Annotated in this window: 15 protein-coding genes; all 15 read left to right on the forward strand. The window is 47.5% G+C overall.

Translation table 11 applies throughout. The features are described 5' to 3' along the window. Positions 1–2 precede the first annotated feature (2 nt). The 15 genes from JNUCC22_RS08000 (at position 3) to ffh (ending at position 17354) form a co-directional block, all read left to right on the forward strand. Positions 3–1670, forward strand: a complete 1668-nt coding sequence (locus JNUCC22_RS08000) for a DAK2 domain-containing protein (protein WP_216062254.1) — start codon at positions 3–5, stop codon at positions 1668–1670. Positions 1671–1812: 142 nt separating this feature from the next. After that, positions 1813–2475, forward strand: coding sequence for an L-serine ammonia-lyase, iron-sulfur-dependent subunit beta (gene sdaAB / locus JNUCC22_RS08005; RefSeq protein WP_003154325.1), 663 nt, complete (start codon positions 1813–1815; stop codon positions 2473–2475). Positions 2476–2495: 20 nt separating this feature from the next. Beyond that, positions 2496–3398 carry an L-serine ammonia-lyase, iron-sulfur-dependent, subunit alpha gene (gene sdaAA / locus JNUCC22_RS08010; protein WP_012117539.1) on the forward strand — a complete coding sequence of 301 codons (903 nt, stop codon included), beginning with the start codon at positions 2496–2498 and terminating at the stop codon, positions 3396–3398. After that, positions 3376–5424 carry an ATP-dependent DNA helicase RecG gene (gene recG / locus JNUCC22_RS08015; protein ID WP_014417753.1) on the forward strand — a complete coding sequence of 683 codons (2049 nt, stop codon included), beginning with the start codon at positions 3376–3378 and terminating at the stop codon, positions 5422–5424. Before sdaAA ends, recG begins: the two co-directional genes overlap by 23 nt. 106 nt (positions 5425–5530) lie before the next feature. Further along, entirely contained in the window at positions 5531–6097 is a 567-nt protein-coding gene (gene fapR, locus JNUCC22_RS08020; protein WP_003154320.1) for a transcription factor FapR, read from the forward strand. Between the two features lie 13 nt (positions 6098–6110). After that, on the forward strand, positions 6111–7109 hold the full coding sequence (gene plsX, locus JNUCC22_RS08025; protein ID WP_150941211.1) for a phosphate acyltransferase PlsX: 999 nt from the start codon (positions 6111–6113) through the stop codon (positions 7107–7109). An 18-nt stretch (positions 7110–7127) separates the two neighbouring features. After that, positions 7128–8081 (forward strand): ACP S-malonyltransferase, encoded by a 954-nt coding sequence (gene fabD, locus JNUCC22_RS08030; RefSeq protein WP_003154316.1) that lies wholly within the window; start codon positions 7128–7130, stop codon positions 8079–8081. Then, complete coding sequence (gene fabG / locus JNUCC22_RS08035; RefSeq protein ID WP_003154312.1) at positions 8074–8814, forward strand: 3-oxoacyl-[acyl-carrier-protein] reductase; 741 nt, start codon at positions 8074–8076, stop codon at positions 8812–8814. The genes fabD and fabG overlap by 8 nt, the downstream gene beginning before the upstream one ends. 84 nt (positions 8815–8898) lie before the next feature. Beyond that, positions 8899–9132, forward strand: coding sequence for an acyl carrier protein (acpP, locus tag JNUCC22_RS08040; protein ID WP_003154310.1), 234 nt, complete (start codon positions 8899–8901; stop codon positions 9130–9132). A 138-nt stretch (positions 9133–9270) separates the two neighbouring features. Then, positions 9271–10020, forward strand: coding sequence for a ribonuclease III (rncS, locus tag JNUCC22_RS08045; protein ID WP_007409760.1), 750 nt, complete (start codon positions 9271–9273; stop codon positions 10018–10020). 101 nt (positions 10021–10121) lie between these two features. Continuing rightward, positions 10122–13682, forward strand: coding sequence for a chromosome segregation protein SMC (smc, locus tag JNUCC22_RS08050; protein ID WP_216062255.1), 3561 nt, complete (start codon positions 10122–10124; stop codon positions 13680–13682). Positions 13683–13701: 19 nt separating this feature from the next. After that, the gene (gene ftsY / locus JNUCC22_RS08055) at positions 13702–14691 is read left to right on the forward strand and encodes a signal recognition particle-docking protein FtsY (protein WP_038457996.1); all 990 of its coding nucleotides are present in this window, start codon (positions 13702–13704) and stop codon (positions 14689–14691) included. An 84-nt stretch (positions 14692–14775) separates the two neighbouring features. Next, positions 14776–15546, forward strand: a complete 771-nt coding sequence (locus tag JNUCC22_RS08060) for a phosphotransferase family protein (RefSeq protein ID WP_216062256.1) — start codon at positions 14776–14778, stop codon at positions 15544–15546. Positions 15547–15667: 121 nt separating this feature from the next. Continuing rightward, on the forward strand, positions 15668–16000 hold the full coding sequence (locus JNUCC22_RS08065; RefSeq protein ID WP_003154299.1) for a putative DNA-binding protein: 333 nt from the start codon (positions 15668–15670) through the stop codon (positions 15998–16000). A gap of 13 nt (positions 16001–16013) precedes the next feature. Next, entirely contained in the window at positions 16014–17354 is a 1341-nt protein-coding gene (ffh, locus tag JNUCC22_RS08070) for a signal recognition particle protein (RefSeq protein ID WP_025284722.1), read from the forward strand. Positions 17355–17401 lie beyond the last annotated feature (47 nt).

The raw sequence follows: 17401 nt of genomic DNA on the forward strand, positions 1-17401 counted from the left end.
TATTGTCTAGACGAAACTTAGATGGGAGAGCTTTTGCGGCAATGATTCTGGCGGGGGCTGAGACATTGTCTCAAAACGCATCCGCGGTGGATGCGCTGAACGTGTTTCCCGTGCCTGACGGCGATACCGGAACAAATATGAATTTATCGATGTCATCCGGTGCAAGAGAGGTAGAGCACATTGACTCACCCGACATCGGCAAAGTCGGCATCGCCCTGTCAAAAGGCCTGCTTATGGGGGCGAGAGGAAACTCAGGGGTGATCTTGTCCCAATTGTTCAGAGGTTTCACAAAGAGCATTGAAAACAAAAACCAAATAGACGCCCAAGAATTTGCCGCAGCACTCCAAGCGGGAGTGGATATGGCATATAAGGCGGTCATGAAACCGGTTGAAGGAACGATTTTAACCGTGGCCAAGGATGCGGCTAAAAAAGCGGTCGCCTCGGCCAAAGAAGAAACCGATATCATTGCTCTCATGGAGGCCGTTATTGAAGAAGCGGAAGCGTCGCTGAACCGCACGCCGGATCTGCTTCCTGTTTTAAAGGACGTCGGTGTCGTTGACAGCGGCGGAAAAGGTCTGCTTTGTGTATATGAAGGCTTTTTGTCTGCTTTAAAAGGAGAGGCCGTACCGAAAAAAGCGGTTCTTCCGGCACTCGATGATATGGTGAATGCCGAGCATCATAAAAGCGCGCAGAGCATGCTGAGTACAGAAGATATTGAATTCGGATTTTGTACGGAAGTGATGGTAAGGCTGGATCAAGATAAACGGACGTTCAAGGAAGAGACGTTCAGAAACGAACTGAGCCGTTTCGGCGATTCATTGCTGGTCGTGGCTGATGATACGCTGGCGAAAGTCCATATTCATGCCGAAGAACCAGGGAACGTACTCAATCTCGCACAGCGTTACGGCGATTTGATTAAAATTAAAATTGAAAACATGAGGGAACAGCATACTTCAATCATCAGCCAAGAACATGATGAAAAAAAGCCGGCCGGCGTTATGAAAGAAGCCCGGAAGCCTTTTGGCATCGTGACTGTGGCAATGGGAGAGGGCATTTCTGAATTGTTTACGAGCATCGGCGCTTCACACGTAATCGAAGGCGGCCAGACAATGAATCCAAGCACGGAAGATATTGTTGAAGCCGTTCAGTCTGTCAATGCGGAGACGGTTTTCATTCTTCCGAACAATTCCAATATTGTGATGGCTGCCAATCAGGCGGCGAGCGTGGCTGAAGAAAATGTCATTGTCATTCCGGCAAAAACGGTCCCTCAAGGCATGACCGCCCTGCTTGCGTTTAACCCTGACCAGCCGGCTGATGTAAATAAAGCCAATATGCTTGAGGCCATCCGGAATGTGAAAAGCGGCCAGGTGACATATTCAGTCAGAGACACCCATATCGACGGCAAAGATATTAAAAAAGGTGATTTTATCGGCATTTTAAACAGTTCAATTATCGGCAGCGCCGAAGATCGGATAAGTGCGGCGAAACTGCTGCTGGATGAAATGATCGGGGAAGAAGATGAAATCGTCACCATTTTGTACGGAGAGGACGCGCCCGAAGAAGAAGCTGAGAAACTCGCTGAGTATATTGCAAGCGCCTATGAAGATATCGAGGTTGAAATCCATAACGGCAGACAGCCTCTGTATCCATATATATTTGCGGCAGAATAGAAGGGCTTATCAGGCCCTTCTATTCTTATGCCTTTATTTACCTGCGGCAGTGCGGCAGTGTGCCTGCTTGCCAATTGAGAAATGTTCAATTAGTCTAAAGAAAAGCGCTGAATGAAGTGATGTTAAGGAGGAGCAAACCAGCATGAAGTATAGAAGCGTTTTTGATATTATCGGCCCGGTAATGATCGGTCCGTCCAGTTCACATACCGCAGGCGCCGCCCGGATCGGCAGAGTGGCCAGAAGCTTATTCAGGCGGGAGCCCCGCCGGATCGTTGTGTCTTTTTACGGATCATTTGCGGAGACGTATAAGGGTCACGGCACTGATGTCGCGATTATCGGCGGCCTGCTTGATTTTGATACATTTGATGAGCGGATTAAAACAGCGATTCAAATTGCGGAAGAGAAGGGCATATATGTAGAGTTCCGTACAGAGGATGCCGTGCCCGTTCATCCGAATACAGCGCGCATCGTCATTTCTGATGATGAGGGAGAGCTTGCCCTTACCGGTATTTCCATCGGCGGCGGAAAAATAGAAATCACGGAGCTCAACGGTTTTGAGCTGCGTTTGTCCGGAAACCATCCGGCTATTTTAGTCGTTCACAATGATAAATTCGGCACGATTGCAGGCGTTGCCAATGTGCTTGCGAAATTCTCCATCAACGTCGGACATATGGAAGTGGCGCGTAAGGACGTCGGCCAGCTTGCGCTGATGACGATTGAGGTCGATCAGAATATTGAAGAAGAAGTGCTTGACGAGCTTTCAACACTTCCTAATATTATACAGGTTACTAAGATAGCTGACTAAAAAGTCAGGAGGAAAATGACATGTTTCGTAATGTAAAAGAATTAATAGAAATCACTCAAGAAAAACAAATTCCGATTTCGGAAGTGATGATCACCCAAGAGATGGAAGTGACGCAAAAAACGCGGGAAGAAATCTTTCAAGGAATGGAGCGCAATCTCTCCGTCATGGAAGCAGCTGTTGAAAAAGGGCTGAAGGGCGTCACGAGTCAGACCGGTTTAACAGGCGGAGATGCCGTGAAACTTCAGGCATACATCCAATCGGGAAGAAGCCTGTCGGGCAATCTGATTTTAGACGCCGTTTCTAAAGCTGTGGCGACAAATGAAGTCAATGCGGCGATGGGAACGATCTGCGCTACACCGACCGCCGGCTCTGCCGGGGTCGTGCCGGGAACGTTATTCGCCGTAAAGCATAAGCTGCACCCTACGACAGAACAAATGATCCGTTTTCTGTTTACAGCCGGCGCGTTCGGTTTTGTCGTAGCAAATAATGCGAGTATTTCAGGAGCGGCAGGAGGCTGTCAGGCGGAAGTCGGGTCAGCATCAGGCATGGCAGCGGCTGCGATTGTGGAAATGGCGGGCGGAACGCCTCAGCAATCAGCGGAAGCAATGGCGATTACACTGAAAAATATGCTCGGTCTCGTATGTGACCCGGTCGCCGGATTGGTAGAAGTGCCGTGTGTCAAACGAAACGCAATGGGAGCATCCAACGCAATGATCGCGGCGGATATGGCGCTGGCCGGGATTACAAGCCGCATTCCTTGCGATGAGGTGATTGACGCGATGTACAAAATCGGCCAGACAATGCCGACAGCACTGCGTGAAACGGGACAAGGCGGTTTAGCCGCGACACCGACGGGAAGAGAATTAGAGAAAAAAATTTTCGGAGGAGCGCTGAAATCAAGTGACACACCATCAGCAAACTAGTATAGCGGAAATTAAGGGCATTGGGCCGGAAACAGAAAAAACATTGCACGAACTTGGTATCTATGACATTTCTGATCTTCTGAATTATTTCCCTTACCGTTATGACGACTATGAGCTGAGGGACTTAGAAGAAGTAAAACATGAAGAAAGAGTGACGGTAGAAGGGAAGGTTCATTCAGAACCTTCTCTTACCTATTACGGCAAAAAACGAAACAGGCTGACATTCAGGGTGCTTGTCGGCAATTATTTAATTACCGCGGTCTGCTTTAACCGTCCCTACTTAAAAAAGAAACTTACGTTAGGTTCTGTCGTCACGATATCCGGGAAATGGGATAAACACAGACAGACCGTTTCCGTGCAGGAATTAAAAAACGGTCCTCATCAAGAAGATAAAAGCATTGAGCCTGTTTATTCCGTTAAAGAAAACGTCACCGTAAAAATGATGAGACGGTTTATTAAGGAAGCGCTGCAGCATCATTTGGACAGTGCGGCCGATCCGCTTCCTGAAAAATTGAGAATCCGCTACAAGCTGCCTGATTACAAACATGCCCTGCAGACGATGCATCAGCCTGAAACGAGGGAATCGTTACAGCAGGCAAGACGCCGGTTTGTTTACGAGGAATTCTTATTATTTCAGCTGAAAATGCAGGCGTTCCGTAAAGCGGAAAGGGAACAGTCAAAAGGCATCAGCCATGTGTTCCCTGCTGAAAAGCTCGCCGCTTTCACAGACAGCCTGCCGTTTTCGCTCACAACCGCACAGACGCGCGTGCTTCGGGAAATTACCGCTGATATGACATCTCCTTACCGAATGAACCGTCTGCTGCAAGGTGATGTCGGTTCAGGGAAAACGGCCGTCGCCGCCATCGCTTTGTACGCTGCGATTCTGTCGGGGTATCAGGGGGCATTAATGGTGCCGACTGAAATTCTGGCCGAACAGCATGCAGATTCTCTCGTATCGTTATTTGCAAATGAAGATGTGAATATCGCGCTCTTGACGAGTTCTGTTAAAGGAAAGCGGCGCAGGGAGCTTTTGGAGCGGCTTGCTCTCGGAGAGATTGATATTTTAGTAGGGACCCATGCTTTAATCCAGGACGAAGTGGAATTTAAAGCGCTGAGCCTTGTCATTACGGACGAGCAGCACAGGTTCGGAGTCGAACAGCGCAAAAAACTCAAGAATAAAGGCCAGGATCCGGATGTGCTGTTTATGACAGCCACCCCGATTCCGAGAACGTTGGCCATTACCGTCTTCGGAGAAATGGATGTTTCCGTGATAGATGAAATGCCCGCGGGGCGAAAACAAATCGAAACGTATTGGGTGAAACACGACATGCTGGAGCGGATTTTGGCTTTTATAGAAAAAGAGCTGAAACAGGGAAGGCAAGCCTATATTATCTGCCCGCTCATTGAAGAGTCGGATAAACTGGATGTACAGAATGCGATTGACGTATATAACATGCTGTCTGACGTTTACCGCGGTAAATGGAATGTCGGCCTGATGCACGGGAAGCTCCATTCTGATGAAAAAGATCAGGTGATGAGAGAATTCAGCGCCAATCAATGTCAGGTACTTGTGTCAACAACCGTCGTAGAAGTCGGGGTGAACGTGCCGAATGCGACGATTATGGTCATCTATGACGCCGACCGTTTCGGATTATCTCAGCTCCACCAGCTCCGCGGCCGGGTCGGGCGGGGAGACCACCAATCTTTCTGCATCTTGATGGCAGATCCGAAATCCGAAACCGGGAAGGAACGGATGAGAATCATGTCGGAGACAAACGACGGCTTCGAGCTGTCTGAAAAGGACCTTGAACTGCGCGGCCCCGGGGATTTCTTCGGAAAAAAACAGAGCGGTATGCCCGAGTTCAAGGTGGCGGATATGGTTCATGACTACAGAGCTTTGGAGACGGCCCGCCAGGATGCGGCCAATCTGGTGTCTTCAGAGGCTTTTTGGAAAGATGACGAATACCGCATGCTGCGCGGTCAATTACTTTCGAGCGGCGTCCTGGAAGGGGAGAAATTAAGCTGATTCTGTAAAATTCGGCGGCTTTCAAAAAACAATCATTGCATTCCAATCTATGAGATTATATACTACTATTAGTACCTAGTCTTAATTGTCCGGATGGTGTTTACAGATGAGAAGAAGCAAAAAAGAACGCCAAAAATTATTGCAGCAGACGATCAAATCGACACCCTTCATCACAGATGAAGAATTAGCGGGGAAATTCGGCGTCAGCATTCAGACGATCCGTTTAGACCGCTTAGAGCTCTCAATACCGGAGCTGAGGGAAAGAATTAAAAACGTGGCAGAACAAACGCTTGATGATGAAGTGAAATCACTGTCTTTAGATGAAGTGATCGGTGAAATTATTGATCTGGAGCTTGACGGCCAGGCCATTTCCATATTAGAAGTAAGACGCGAACATGTCTTCAGCCGCAATCAAATTGCGCGGGGGCATCATTTGTTTGCGCAGGCGAACTCACTCGCCGTAGCCGTCATTGATGATGAGCTGGCGCTGACCGCAAGCGCAAATATCCGCTTTACAAGACAGGTGAAAGAAGGCGAGCGCGTCGTTGCGAAAGCCAAAGTGACGGCAGTCGAAAAAGAAAAAGGCAGAACGGTAGTTGAAGTCAACAGCTATGTGGGAGAAGAAGTCGTGTTCTCCGGCAGCTTTGACATGTACCGTTCAAAACAATCATAAAGGTGGAGCATGCATGAGAATAGCTGTAGATGCAATGGGAGGCGACAACGCACCCAAAGCTGTTATTGACGGAGTAATGAAGAGTATTGAGGCATTTGACGATCTCCATATTACGCTGGTCGGTGACAAGACAACGATAGAATCACACTTGCCAACAACATCAGACCGCATCACTGTGTTGCACGCCGATGAAGTGATTGAACCGACGGATGAACCGGTCCGCGCCGTACGCAGAAAGAAAAACTCTTCTATGGTGCTGATGGCGCAGGAAGTGGCTGAAAACAGAGCGGACGCCTGCATCTCAGCGGGGAATACAGGCGCACTCATGACAGCGGGACTGTTTATCGTCGGCAGAATTAAAGGAATCGACCGGCCTGCGCTTGCGCCGACGCTTCCGACTGTTTCAGGCGACGGTTTCCTTCTTTTGGACGTGGGAGCCAATGTCGATGCCAAACCGGAGCATCTCGTCCAGTACGGAATTATGGGATCTGTATATGCCCGGCAGGTTCTCGGAATCAGCTCGCCCCGCGTCGGCTTGTTAAATGTCGGCACGGAAGAAAAGAAAGGAAACGACCTGACAAAAAAGACGTTTGAATTATTAAAAGAAACAAACGTGAATTTTGTCGGAAACGTAGAGGCGAGAGACTTGCTCGAAGGCGCTGCTGACGTTATCGTCACAGACGGCTTTACGGGCAACGTCACGTTGAAAACATTGGAAGGTTCAGCGTTATCGATTTTCAAAATGCTGAAAGATACACTGACTTCAAGTTTTGTTTCTAAGCTCGCAGCGGGAGTGCTGAAGCCGAAGCTGATGGAAATGAAACTGAAAATGGACTATTCTGAGTACGGCGGGGCGAGTCTTTTCGGTTTGAAAGCGCCCGTCGTTAAAGCGCACGGCTCTTCTGACGCACGCGCTGTTTACCATGCGCTGCGCCAGGCGAGAGAAATGGTCACCCAAAACGTGGCCGCATTTATAGAAGAAGAAGTAAAAGAAGAAAAAACAGATGAGTAGTCTGGAGGTTACCGCATCATGAGTAAGATTGCATTTTTATTTCCCGGACAGGGATCACAATATATCGGTATGGGAAAAGACCTGTACGAACGCGAAGAAGCGTCAAAACGTATTTTTGATGAAGCGGATGAAACACTTGAAACAAAGCTGAGCTCGCTCATTTTTGAAGGTGACGCCGAAGAATTGACCCTTACATACAATGCGCAGCCCGCGCTGTTGACAACAAGCATCGCCGTATTGGAAAAGTTTAAAGAATCCGGCATCACCCCTGATTTCACCGCCGGCCACAGCCTCGGAGAATATTCGGCGCTTGTTGCGGCGGGAGCGATGACATTTAAAGATGCCGTTTACACGGTAAGAAAACGGGGAGAATTCATGAATGAAGCCGTGCCGGCCGGAGAAGGCGCCATGGCAGCTATTCTCGGAATGGATGCGGAGTCCTTGAAAAAGGTGACGGATCAAGTGACGGAAAACGGTCATCTCGTACAGCTTGCAAACCTGAACTGCCCCGGCCAGATCGTCATTTCCGGAACGGCAAAAGGCGTGGAGCTGGCTTCAGAAGAAGCGAAAAACAACGGAGCCAAACGGGCAATCCCATTAGAAGTAAGCGGACCGTTCCATTCTGAATTAATGAAGCCGGCAGCGCAAAAACTCGAGGAGGTGCTCAGCGCCTGTGAGTTAAAAAATGCGGCTGTTCCCGTGATTTCAAACGTTTCGGCTGACGTTATGACAGAAAAAGACGATATCAAGAAAAAATTGATCGAACAGCTGTACTCACCTGTACGCTTTGAAGAAACCATTAACAAACTGATTGACGAAGGCGTCACGACGTTTGTTGAAATCGGGCCCGGAAAAGTGCTTTCAGGCCTTGTGAAAAAAGTGAACCGCCGCCTTAAAACAATCTCGGTTTCTGACCATGAAACCATCGAACTGGCGATTCAAACGCTGAAGGAGGAGAATCAGGATGCTTAATGAAAAAACAGCAGTGGTAACGGGAGCGTCCCGCGGAATCGGGCGGGCGATCGCGCTTGATCTTGCGAAAAACGGCTGTAACGTAGTAGTCAACTACTCCGGGAATGAAGCGAAAGCGAACGAAGTCGTAGATGAAATCAAATCTTTGGGCCGAAACGCGATCGCGGTAAAAGCCGATGTATCAAATTCCGAAGAAGTACAAAACATGATGAAAGAGGCTGTCGCTGCATTTTCTTCAATCGACATTCTCGTGAACAATGCGGGGATCACAAAAGACAATCTTCTGATGAGAATGAAAGAAAATGAATGGGATGATGTCATTAACATTAACCTGAAAGGTGTATTCAACTGCACGAAAGCCGTGACAAGACAGATGATGAAACAGCGCTCCGGCCGGATTATCAACGTATCATCAATTGTCGGCGTCAGCGGAAACCCCGGCCAGGCGAACTATGTGGCGGCAAAAGCCGGTGTAATCGGCTTAACGAAGTCATCAGCCAAAGAGCTTGCGAGCCGCAATATTACGGTTAATGCCATTGCTCCGGGCTTTATTTCTACAGATATGACGGACAAGCTTTCTAAAGAAGTCCAAGATGAAATGCTGAAGCAGATTCCGCTCGCGCGTTTCGGTGATCCTTCCGATATCAGCAGCGTTGTTACGTTCCTTGCTTCTGAAGGATCGCGTTATATGACGGGCCAAACCCTTCATATTGACGGCGGAATGGTGATGTAAAGATTTGTTTTTAAAATTTCATCCTAGTTTCTCTAGTTTTTTAAAAACGAATCCTCTATAATACTTGAGGGGAGGTGAATTGCTATGGCAGATACATTAGAGCGTGTAACGAAAATCATCGTAGACCGCCTTGGCGTTGATGAAGCTGACGTCAAACTTGAAGCTTCTTTCAAGGAAGACTTAGGTGCTGATTCCCTAGATGTAGTTGAGCTTGTTATGGAACTTGAAGACGAGTTTGATATGGAGATTTCTGACGAAGATGCTGAAAAGATTGCAACAGTCGGCGACGCTGTGAACTACATACAAAACCAGCAATAAGCTGATGCTAAAAGTCCCGCCTGACAGCGGGGCTTTAGCCCTTTAATCGTTCGGTTACCGGCGTCTGACGCTGTACGCGCTGCCGATTCCGTTTACGGCGGGGAGCGCGGTGAACCTGATGTGCCTATGGAGGTTACTATGTCAAAACACTCACATTTTAAAGATAAAAAAAAGTTCTATAAAAAAATAGAGCAATTTAAAGAGTTCCAAGAACGGATTTCGGTTCATTTTCAAAACGAGAAACTTTTGTATCAAGCATTTACACATTCATCTTATGTGAATGAGCATCGGAAAAAGCCGTATGAAGACAATGAAAGGCTTGAATTTTTAGGTGACGCTGTTTTGGAACTGACGATCTCCCAATTCTTATTTGCCAAATACCCGGCCATGAGTGAAGGAGATTTGACGAAGCTGAGAGCCGCTATCGTATGCGAGCCGTCACTCGTCTCACTTGCCCATGAATTGTCATTCGGCGATCTTGTTCTCTTGGGAAAAGGAGAAGAAATGACGGGCGGCAGAAAGCGTCCTGCGCTTTTAGCGGATGTGTTTGAAGCGTTTATCGGCGCACTGTATCTGGATCAGGGCCTTGACCCGGTTCAGCAATTCCTGAAAGTGTACGTGTTCCCTAAAATAAACGATGGTGCTTTTTCTCATGTGATGGATTTCAAAAGCCAGCTTCAAGAATTTGTACAGCGGGACGGAAAAGGATCGCTTGAGTACAAAATTCTCAATGAAAAAGGGCCTGCCCACAACCGGGAATTCGAGGCGCTAGTCTCTCTTAAAGGTGAGGCGCTCGGTATCGGGAACGGACGTTCCAAAAAAGAAGCCGAGCAGCATGCGGCACAGGAAGCTCTTGCAAAATTGCAAAAACATCATACGAAACAATAAAATCCCCCTGTATCCCTAGGGGGATTTCAGTATGTCTGCGCCTGATATAAGCGGGTGATTATGATAATATTGAGATACTTATACGATAAGGAGGATCTGGGATGTTCCTCAAACGTTTAGACGTTATAGGATTTAAATCATTTGCAGAACGGATATCCGTTGACTTTGTAAAAGGCGTCACGGCCGTTGTCGGTCCGAACGGCAGCGGAAAGAGCAACATTACCGAAGCTATCCGCTGGGTGCTCGGCGAACAATCAGCCCGCTCGCTTCGGGGCGGAAAAATGGAAGATATCATTTTTGCGGGAAGTGATTCACGCAAGCGGCTGAACCTTGCCGAAGTCACGTTAACGCTTGATAATGAAGATCATTTTCTCCCGATCGATTATCACGAAGTCAGCGTGACGAGACGGGTGTACCGTTCCGGAGAGAGTGAATTTCTCATCAACAATCAGCAGTGCCGTTTGAAAGACATCATTGACTTATTTATGGACTCCGGGCTCGGAAAAGAAGCATTCTCTATTATCAGCCAGGGGAAAGTCGAAGAGATTCTCAGCAGCAAAGCGGAAGACCGCCGCAGTATTTTTGAAGAAGCGGCCGGCGTGCTGAAATATAAAACAAGAAAGAAAAAAGCGGAAAACAAACTGTTTGAGACGCAGGATAACTTAAACAGGGTGGAAGATATTCTCCACGAGCTTGAAGATCAGGTAGAACCGCTGAAAATCCAGGCATCAATCGCCAAAGACTACTTAGAAAAAAAGAAAGAGCTTGAGCATGTCGAAATTGCCCTTACCACCTTTGACATCGAAGAACTGCATGGCAGATGGTCGGGTTTAAAAGACAAGGTGCAGGCTGCTAAAGAAGAAGAATTGGCGGAATCATCGGCTCTATCCGCAAAAGAAGCCATGATAGAAGAGACGAGAGATAAAATCCACGCGCTTGATGAATCCGTCAACGAACTGCAGCAGGTTCTGCTCGTGACAAGTGAAGAGCTGGAAAAGCTGGAAGGCCGGAAAGAAGTGCTGAAAGAGCGCAAAAAAAACGCCGCGCAAAACCGGGAACAGCTTGAGGAATCCGTTACACATTACACGAACAAAGAAGCCGAACTGAAAGCGGACATTGAAAAACAGTCTGCCGTCTATGATAAGCTGCGTGCGGAAGTGAAGCGGTTAAACGCCCAGGTGAAAGAAAAGCAGCAGGCTCTCAGTCTGCATAATGAAAATGTAGAAGACAAAATTGAACAATTAAAAAGCGATTACTTTGAATTGTTAAACAGCCAGGCGTCGATTCGCAACGAGCTGCAGCTTTTAGATGACCAGATGTCCCAATCTGCGGTCCAGCAGGCGAGACTGACCGCAAACAATGAAAAATACCTTGAAGAACGAAACGATATTGCAGTCCGCAAAGCGGCGTGCGAAGAAGAATTGGCCGCCATTGAAGAGGATATTCACAATCAGGTCGTCCGCTTTCGCGAAGTCCAGACAGCATATGAACAGAAAAAACGCCAATATGAAAAGAAAGAATCTGCGCTGTATCAGGCATATCAATTCGTCCAGCAGGCCAGATCCAAAAAAGATATGCTTGAAACGATGCAAGGTGATTTTTCAGGATTTTACCAAGGCGTAAAAGAAGTGTTGAAGCAGAAAGAGCAGCTCGGCGGCATCCGCGGCGCCGTTCTCGAACTGATTGCCACCGAACAAAAGTATGAAACGGCGATCGAGATTGCACTCGGCGCAGCGGCGCAGCACGTTGTCACAGACGACGAGCAGGCGGCGCGGAAAGCGATTCAATATTTAAAACAGAATTCATTCGGCCGCGCGACGTTCCTGCCGCTTACGGTTATGAAACCGCGCCAGCTCCAAACCCGTGATGAACAGACGGCTTCAAAGCATCCGTCTTTCCTCGGCACAGCGAGCGGGCTTGTCACATATGATGCCGCGTATCGGAATGTCATTCAAAACCTTCTCGGCACCGTGCTGATCACTGAAGATTTAAAAGGCGCGAATGAACTGGCCAAGCTTCTCGGGCACCGCTACCGCATCGTGACGCTTGAGGGCGATGTCGTCAATCCAGGCGGATCAATGACAGGCGGCGCGGTCAAAAAGAAAAACAATTCTCTGCTCGGCAGAAGCCGTGAGCTTGAGACGGTGACTGCGCGGCTTGCCGAAATGGAAGAAAAAACAGCTCTGCTCGAAAAAGAGGTCAAAACGCTGAAGCAGGCCATTCAAGAGCTTGAACATACGCTGAGCGGTCTCCGTGAAGACGGTGAAGCTTTCAGAACAAAGCAGCAGGATGTAAAAGGCAGGCTGTATGAACTCGAAGTCGCTGAAAAGAACATCAATACCCATCTGGAGCTTTACGATCAGGAGAAAGCATCGCTGACGGAAAGCAGCCGGGAAAAAGAGACGCGCAAATCAGCTCTGGAAGAACAGCTGAGTGAGGCATCCGGCCAGCTGAAAGAGCTTGAGGAAGAGATGGAAAGGCTGACAAAACAAAAGCAGACCCTATCCTCAACAAAAGAAACGCTCTCTCATGAACTGACGGAATGTAAAGTGGCCGCTGCGAAAAAAGAACAGGCGTGCTCGAGTGAGGAAGACAACCTCAAAAGGCTGAAAAAAGAGCTTGAAGAAACGCAGCTCGCTCTGAAAGAAACACGGGAAGATTTAAGCCTCCTGACCTCAGAGATGACGTCCAGCACAAGCGGTGAGGAGCAGCTTGAAGAAGCAGCCCATCATAAGCTTCACGATAAAACGAGAACGATTGAATTGATCGCCAGCCGGCGCGACCAGCGTGTGAAGCTCCAGCGGTCTCTTGATACGAACGAGCTTGAGCTGAAAGAGATGAAGCGTCTGTACAAGCAAAAAACAGAAATTTTGAAAGATGAAGAGGTAAAACTTGGCCGGATGGAAGTCGAGCTTGATAATCTCTTGCAGTATTTACGCGAGGAGTACAGCTTATCCTTTGAAGGGGCAAAAGAACAATATCAGCTCGAACTCGAGCCTGAAGAGGCGAGAAAACGGGTCAAACTGATCAAGCTTTCAATTGAAGAGCTCGGAACGGTCAATCTCGGCAGCATCGATGAATTTGAAAGAGTAAACGAACGGTATCAGTTTTTAACAGAGCAGAAAAATGACCTGACGGAAGCGAAAAACACACTGTTTCAAGTCATTGAAGAAATGGATTCTGAAATGACGAAGCGATTCCATGAAACGTTTGTCCAGATCCGTTCTCAATTCAACGACGTGTTCCGTTCTTTATTCGGAGGAGGACGGGCTGAACTGAAGCTGACTGATCCGAATGATCTTCTTAATTCCGGGGTGGACATTATCGCGCAGCCTCCGGGCAAAAAACTGCAAAACTTAAATCTTTTGTCAGGGGGAGAACGGGCGCTGACTGCCATTGCCCTTTTGTTCTCCATTCTGAAAGTAAGGCCCGTGCCGTTCTGCGTCCTTGATGAAGTGGAAGCTGCGCTTGATGAAGCCAATGTATTCAGGTTTGCGCAATATTTAAAAAAATACAGCGGCGACAGCCAGTTTATCGTTATCACCCACAGAAAAGGCACCATGGAAGAAGCGGATGTCCTCTACGGTGTTACGATGCAGGAATCCGGCGTTTCCCGAATGGTTTCGGTCAAACTGGAAGAAACAAAAGAATTCGTTCAGTAACGAGGAAAGAGGTTGAAAGATGAGCTTTTTTAAAAAATTAAAAGAGAAAATCACGAAACAGACAGACTCCGTCTCTGAAAAATTTAAAGATGGTCTTGAAAAAACAAGAAATTCCTTCTCAAATAAAGTGAACGAACTCGTCTCCCGCTACCGGAAAGTCGACGAGGATTTCTTCGAGGAGCTTGAGGAAGTGCTGATTGGCGCTGACGTCGGTTTTACAACCGTTATGGAGCTGATTGATGAGCTCAAAAATGAAGTGAAGCTGAAAAACATCCAGGATCCTCAGGAAGTGCAGTCCGTCATTTCTGAAAAGCTTGTCGACATTTATAACAGCGGCGACGAACAGATTTCTGAATTAAATATTCAGGACGGGCGCCTGAACGTTATTCTGCTTGTCGGGGTAAACGGCGTCGGAAAAACGACAACGATCGGAAAACTTGCCCATAAGCTGAAGAATGAAGGCAAATCCGTTGTGCTCGCTGCCGGAGACACCTTCAGAGCAGGGGCGATTGAACAGCTTGAAGTGTGGGGGGAGCGTACAGGCGTGCCTGTCATTAAGCAGGCTGCCGGAAGCGACCCTGCTGCGGTTATTTATGATGCCGTACACGCGGCTAAAGCAAGAGGAGCGGATGTGCTGATTTGTGATACGGCCGGCCGCCTTCAGAATAAAGTAAACTTAATGAAAGAGCTTGAAAAAGTCAAACGCGTCATCGAACGCGAAGTGCCTGAGGCTCCGCATGAGGTTCTCCTTGCGCTGGACGCGACGACAGGCCAAAATGCGATGGCGCAGGCGAAAGAATTCTCCAAAGCGACGAATGTGACGGGTATCGCGTTAACGAAGCTTGACGGCACCGCAAAAGGCGGTATCGTCCTGGCGATCCGCAATGAGCTTCACATCCCCGTGAAACTGGTCGGCCTCGGAGAAAAGGTTGACGATCTCCAGCGGTTTGATGCAGAATCTTACGTATACGGTCTCTTTTCTGATTTAGTTGAAAAAGCCGAGGATTAATGAATAAAAAACGAGTATAAAATGGACGGTTTTATACTCGTTTTTTTTATACGCATTGATAGATCGGAATGGAGGGGGCAATTGTTGGACAAATGGCTGAAAGCTGAATTGGAAAGTAAGATCGGCTCGATAAACCATATGTCGCTGTTGGATGAACAGGGAGGCACTTCAACCGTTCGAAAAATAGTGACCGGCCAAGACGCATTTCTGCTAAAAAGTTCTTTTCAACAGAAGTATCGGGAATGGTTAATGAGAGAAGCCTTCGTTTTACAAAAACTGACGGAAACTCGTCGTCTGCCTGTTCCTATTTATTATGGGATGATACAGGAACAGCATGCCAGCCATATCCTAATGTCATTTGAGGATGGAATCACCCTGACTTCGGCTTTAAGAAAAGCAAAAGGGGATACTGAAAAGAAAAAGCTGATCAAAAGTTTCGGCCAGTTTCTGCAACGTCTGCATGAAACCGAAATGGTCCCTGGTTTACAGCCGGAAACAGACTGGCTCGATCTGCAAATCAAACGAGCCGGAGAATATGTCAAAAAAGGACAGGCTGAAGGAAGTGCAGAGCTTTTGAAGGAATTGGACAGGTACAGACCTGTTCCTGTTCAGCAGACAATGATTCACGGTGACTGCACGACTGATAATGTGCTGGTGAAAGACGGAGAGGTCTATCTGTTTATCGATGCTGCGGGAATATCGGCGGGAGATCCGCGATATGATGAATCATTAGCGATCAGTCATTTTGTCACAAATGAAGCATGCCTTAATGCTTTTTACGAAGGCTATTGCCGCTATCGTGTATCAAAACAAGAATTCGAGTATTTTAACGACGGTCTATATGAATTTTTTTAAAAAAACTTATTATGTAAAAAGAGCATCCTGCTTTGACAAGATAAAAACTTGACACACGCTCTGAAACCATGTAAACTAAGTTTTTGTAAAGGGATTTGACTTAACAAAGGGGAGAGCTCAAATGTCGCTCGAAAAAACGACGAGAATGAACTATTTATTTGACTTCTATCAGTCGTTGCTGACGTCAAAACAAAAGAGCTATATGTCGCTTTATTATCTGGACGATTTCTCCCTTGGTGAAATAGCCGAAGAGTATGACGTTTCAAGGCAAGCCGTTTACGATAACATCAAACGGACTGAAGCGATGCTTGAACAATATGAAGAAAAACTGCTCCTTTTTAAAAAGTTTCAGGAGCGTAAAGAAATGTTTACAAAGCTGAAAGAGCTTGCTTCCGGGTTGCAGGAAGAGGAAAAAATGACGGCTCTGATTGAAGCGCTTGAGAAATTAGATTAGGAGGCGGCAAACAATGGCATTTGAAGGATTAGCCGACCGACTGCAAAAGACGATTTCAAAAATCCGCGGAAAAGGAAAAGTCAGCGAACAAGACGTAAAAGAGATGATGCGTGAAGTTCGTCTTGCGCTTCTTGAGGCTGACGTTAACTTTAAAGTCGTAAAGGATTTTGTGAAAAAAGTAAGTGAACGGGCTGTCGGACAGGACGTTATGCAGAGTCTGACACCCGGTCAGCAGGTTATTAAAGTCGTAAAAGAAGAGCTTACCGAGCTGATGGGCGGCGAAGAAAGCAAAATTGCCGTCGCCAAACGCCCGCCGACCGTTATTATGATGGTCGGGCTCCAAGGTGCCGGTAAAACGACAACCACGGGGAAGCTTGCCAACCTGCTGCGCAAAAAACATAACCGCAAACCGCTGCTCGTGGCTGCGGATATTTACCGCCCCGCCGCGATTAAACAGCTGGAAACACTGGGGAAACAGCTTGATATGCCGGTCTTTTCGCTTGGCGATCAGGTCAGCCCGGTGGAAATTGCCAGACAGGCGATTGAAAAAGCGAAGGAAGAGCATCATGATTATGTGATTTTAGATACCGCCGGACGGCTGCACATCGATCATGAACTGATGGATGAGCTCTCCGGCGTAAAGGAAGTCGCAAATCCTGAGGAAATTTTCCTTGTCGTCGACTCAATGACCGGTCAGGATGCGGTAAACGTCGCCAAAAGCTTTAATGACCAGCTCGGTTTAACGGGTGTCATTTTAACAAAGCTTGACGGGGATACCCGCGGAGGTGCGGCGCTTTCTATCCGCGCGGTCACCGAAACGCCGATTAAATTCGCCGGAATGGGAGAAAAGCTCGATGCTCTTGAAGCGTTCCATCCTGAACGGATGGCATCCCGGATTCTCGGAATGGGTGACGTGCTGACCTTGATTGAAAAAGCTCAGGCGACTGTTGATGAAGACAAAGCCAAAGAGCTTGAGCAGAAAATGAGAACGATGAGCTTCACATTGGATGATTTTCTGGAGCAGCTCGGCCAGGTCCGAAACATGGGGCCTCTTGACGAACTGCTGCAAATGATGCCCGGCGCAGGCAAAATGAAAGGCTTAAAAAACATCCAAGTCGATGAAAAACAGCTGAATCATGTGGAAGCGATCATTAAATCAATGACTGTTCTTGAAAAAGAACAGCCGGATGTCATTAACGCCAGCCGGCGGAAGCGGATTGCCAAAGGAAGCGGAACATCCGTTCAGGAAGTCAACCGTCTTTTAAAGCAGTTTGAGGAAATGAAAAAAATGATGAAGCAGATGACCAACATGACAAAAGGGAAGAAAAAAGGCTTTAAATTACCTTTTATGTAATCGGTTATACATGATAAAACCGTTGTTAAGAAAAAACACTTTACAAA

It is taken from the genome of Bacillus sp. JNUCC-22 (genome assembly GCF_018861275.1).
Classification (GTDB): Bacteria; Bacillota; Bacilli; order Bacillales; family Bacillaceae; genus Bacillus; species Bacillus velezensis.

What these genes read in the sequence shown, in the direction of transcription:
- plsX (WP_150941211.1), top strand. Translation starts at nt 6,111, where the DNA reads ATGAGAATAGCTGTAGATGCAATGGGAGGCGACAACGCACCCAAAGCT.
- sdaAB (WP_003154325.1), top strand. Translation starts at nt 1,813, where the DNA reads ATGAAGTATAGAAGCGTTTTTGATATTATCGGCCCGGTAATGATCGGT.
- acpP (WP_003154310.1), top strand. Translation starts at nt 8,899, where the DNA reads ATGGCAGATACATTAGAGCGTGTAACGAAAATCATCGTAGACCGCCTT.
- sdaAA (WP_012117539.1), top strand. Translation starts at nt 2,496, where the DNA reads ATGTTTCGTAATGTAAAAGAATTAATAGAAATCACTCAAGAAAAACAA.
- smc (WP_216062255.1), top strand. Translation starts at nt 10,122, where the DNA reads ATGTTCCTCAAACGTTTAGACGTTATAGGATTTAAATCATTTGCAGAA.
- rncS (WP_007409760.1), top strand. Translation starts at nt 9,271, where the DNA reads ATGTCAAAACACTCACATTTTAAAGATAAAAAAAAGTTCTATAAAAAA.
- fapR (WP_003154320.1), top strand. Translation starts at nt 5,531, where the DNA reads ATGAGAAGAAGCAAAAAAGAACGCCAAAAATTATTGCAGCAGACGATC.
- ftsY (WP_038457996.1), top strand. Translation starts at nt 13,702, where the DNA reads ATGAGCTTTTTTAAAAAATTAAAAGAGAAAATCACGAAACAGACAGAC.
- fabD (WP_003154316.1), top strand. Translation starts at nt 7,128, where the DNA reads ATGAGTAAGATTGCATTTTTATTTCCCGGACAGGGATCACAATATATC.
- fabG (WP_003154312.1), top strand. Translation starts at nt 8,074, where the DNA reads ATGCTTAATGAAAAAACAGCAGTGGTAACGGGAGCGTCCCGCGGAATC.
- JNUCC22_RS08065 (WP_003154299.1), top strand. Translation starts at nt 15,668, where the DNA reads ATGTCGCTCGAAAAAACGACGAGAATGAACTATTTATTTGACTTCTAT.
- ffh (WP_025284722.1), top strand. Translation starts at nt 16,014, where the DNA reads ATGGCATTTGAAGGATTAGCCGACCGACTGCAAAAGACGATTTCAAAA.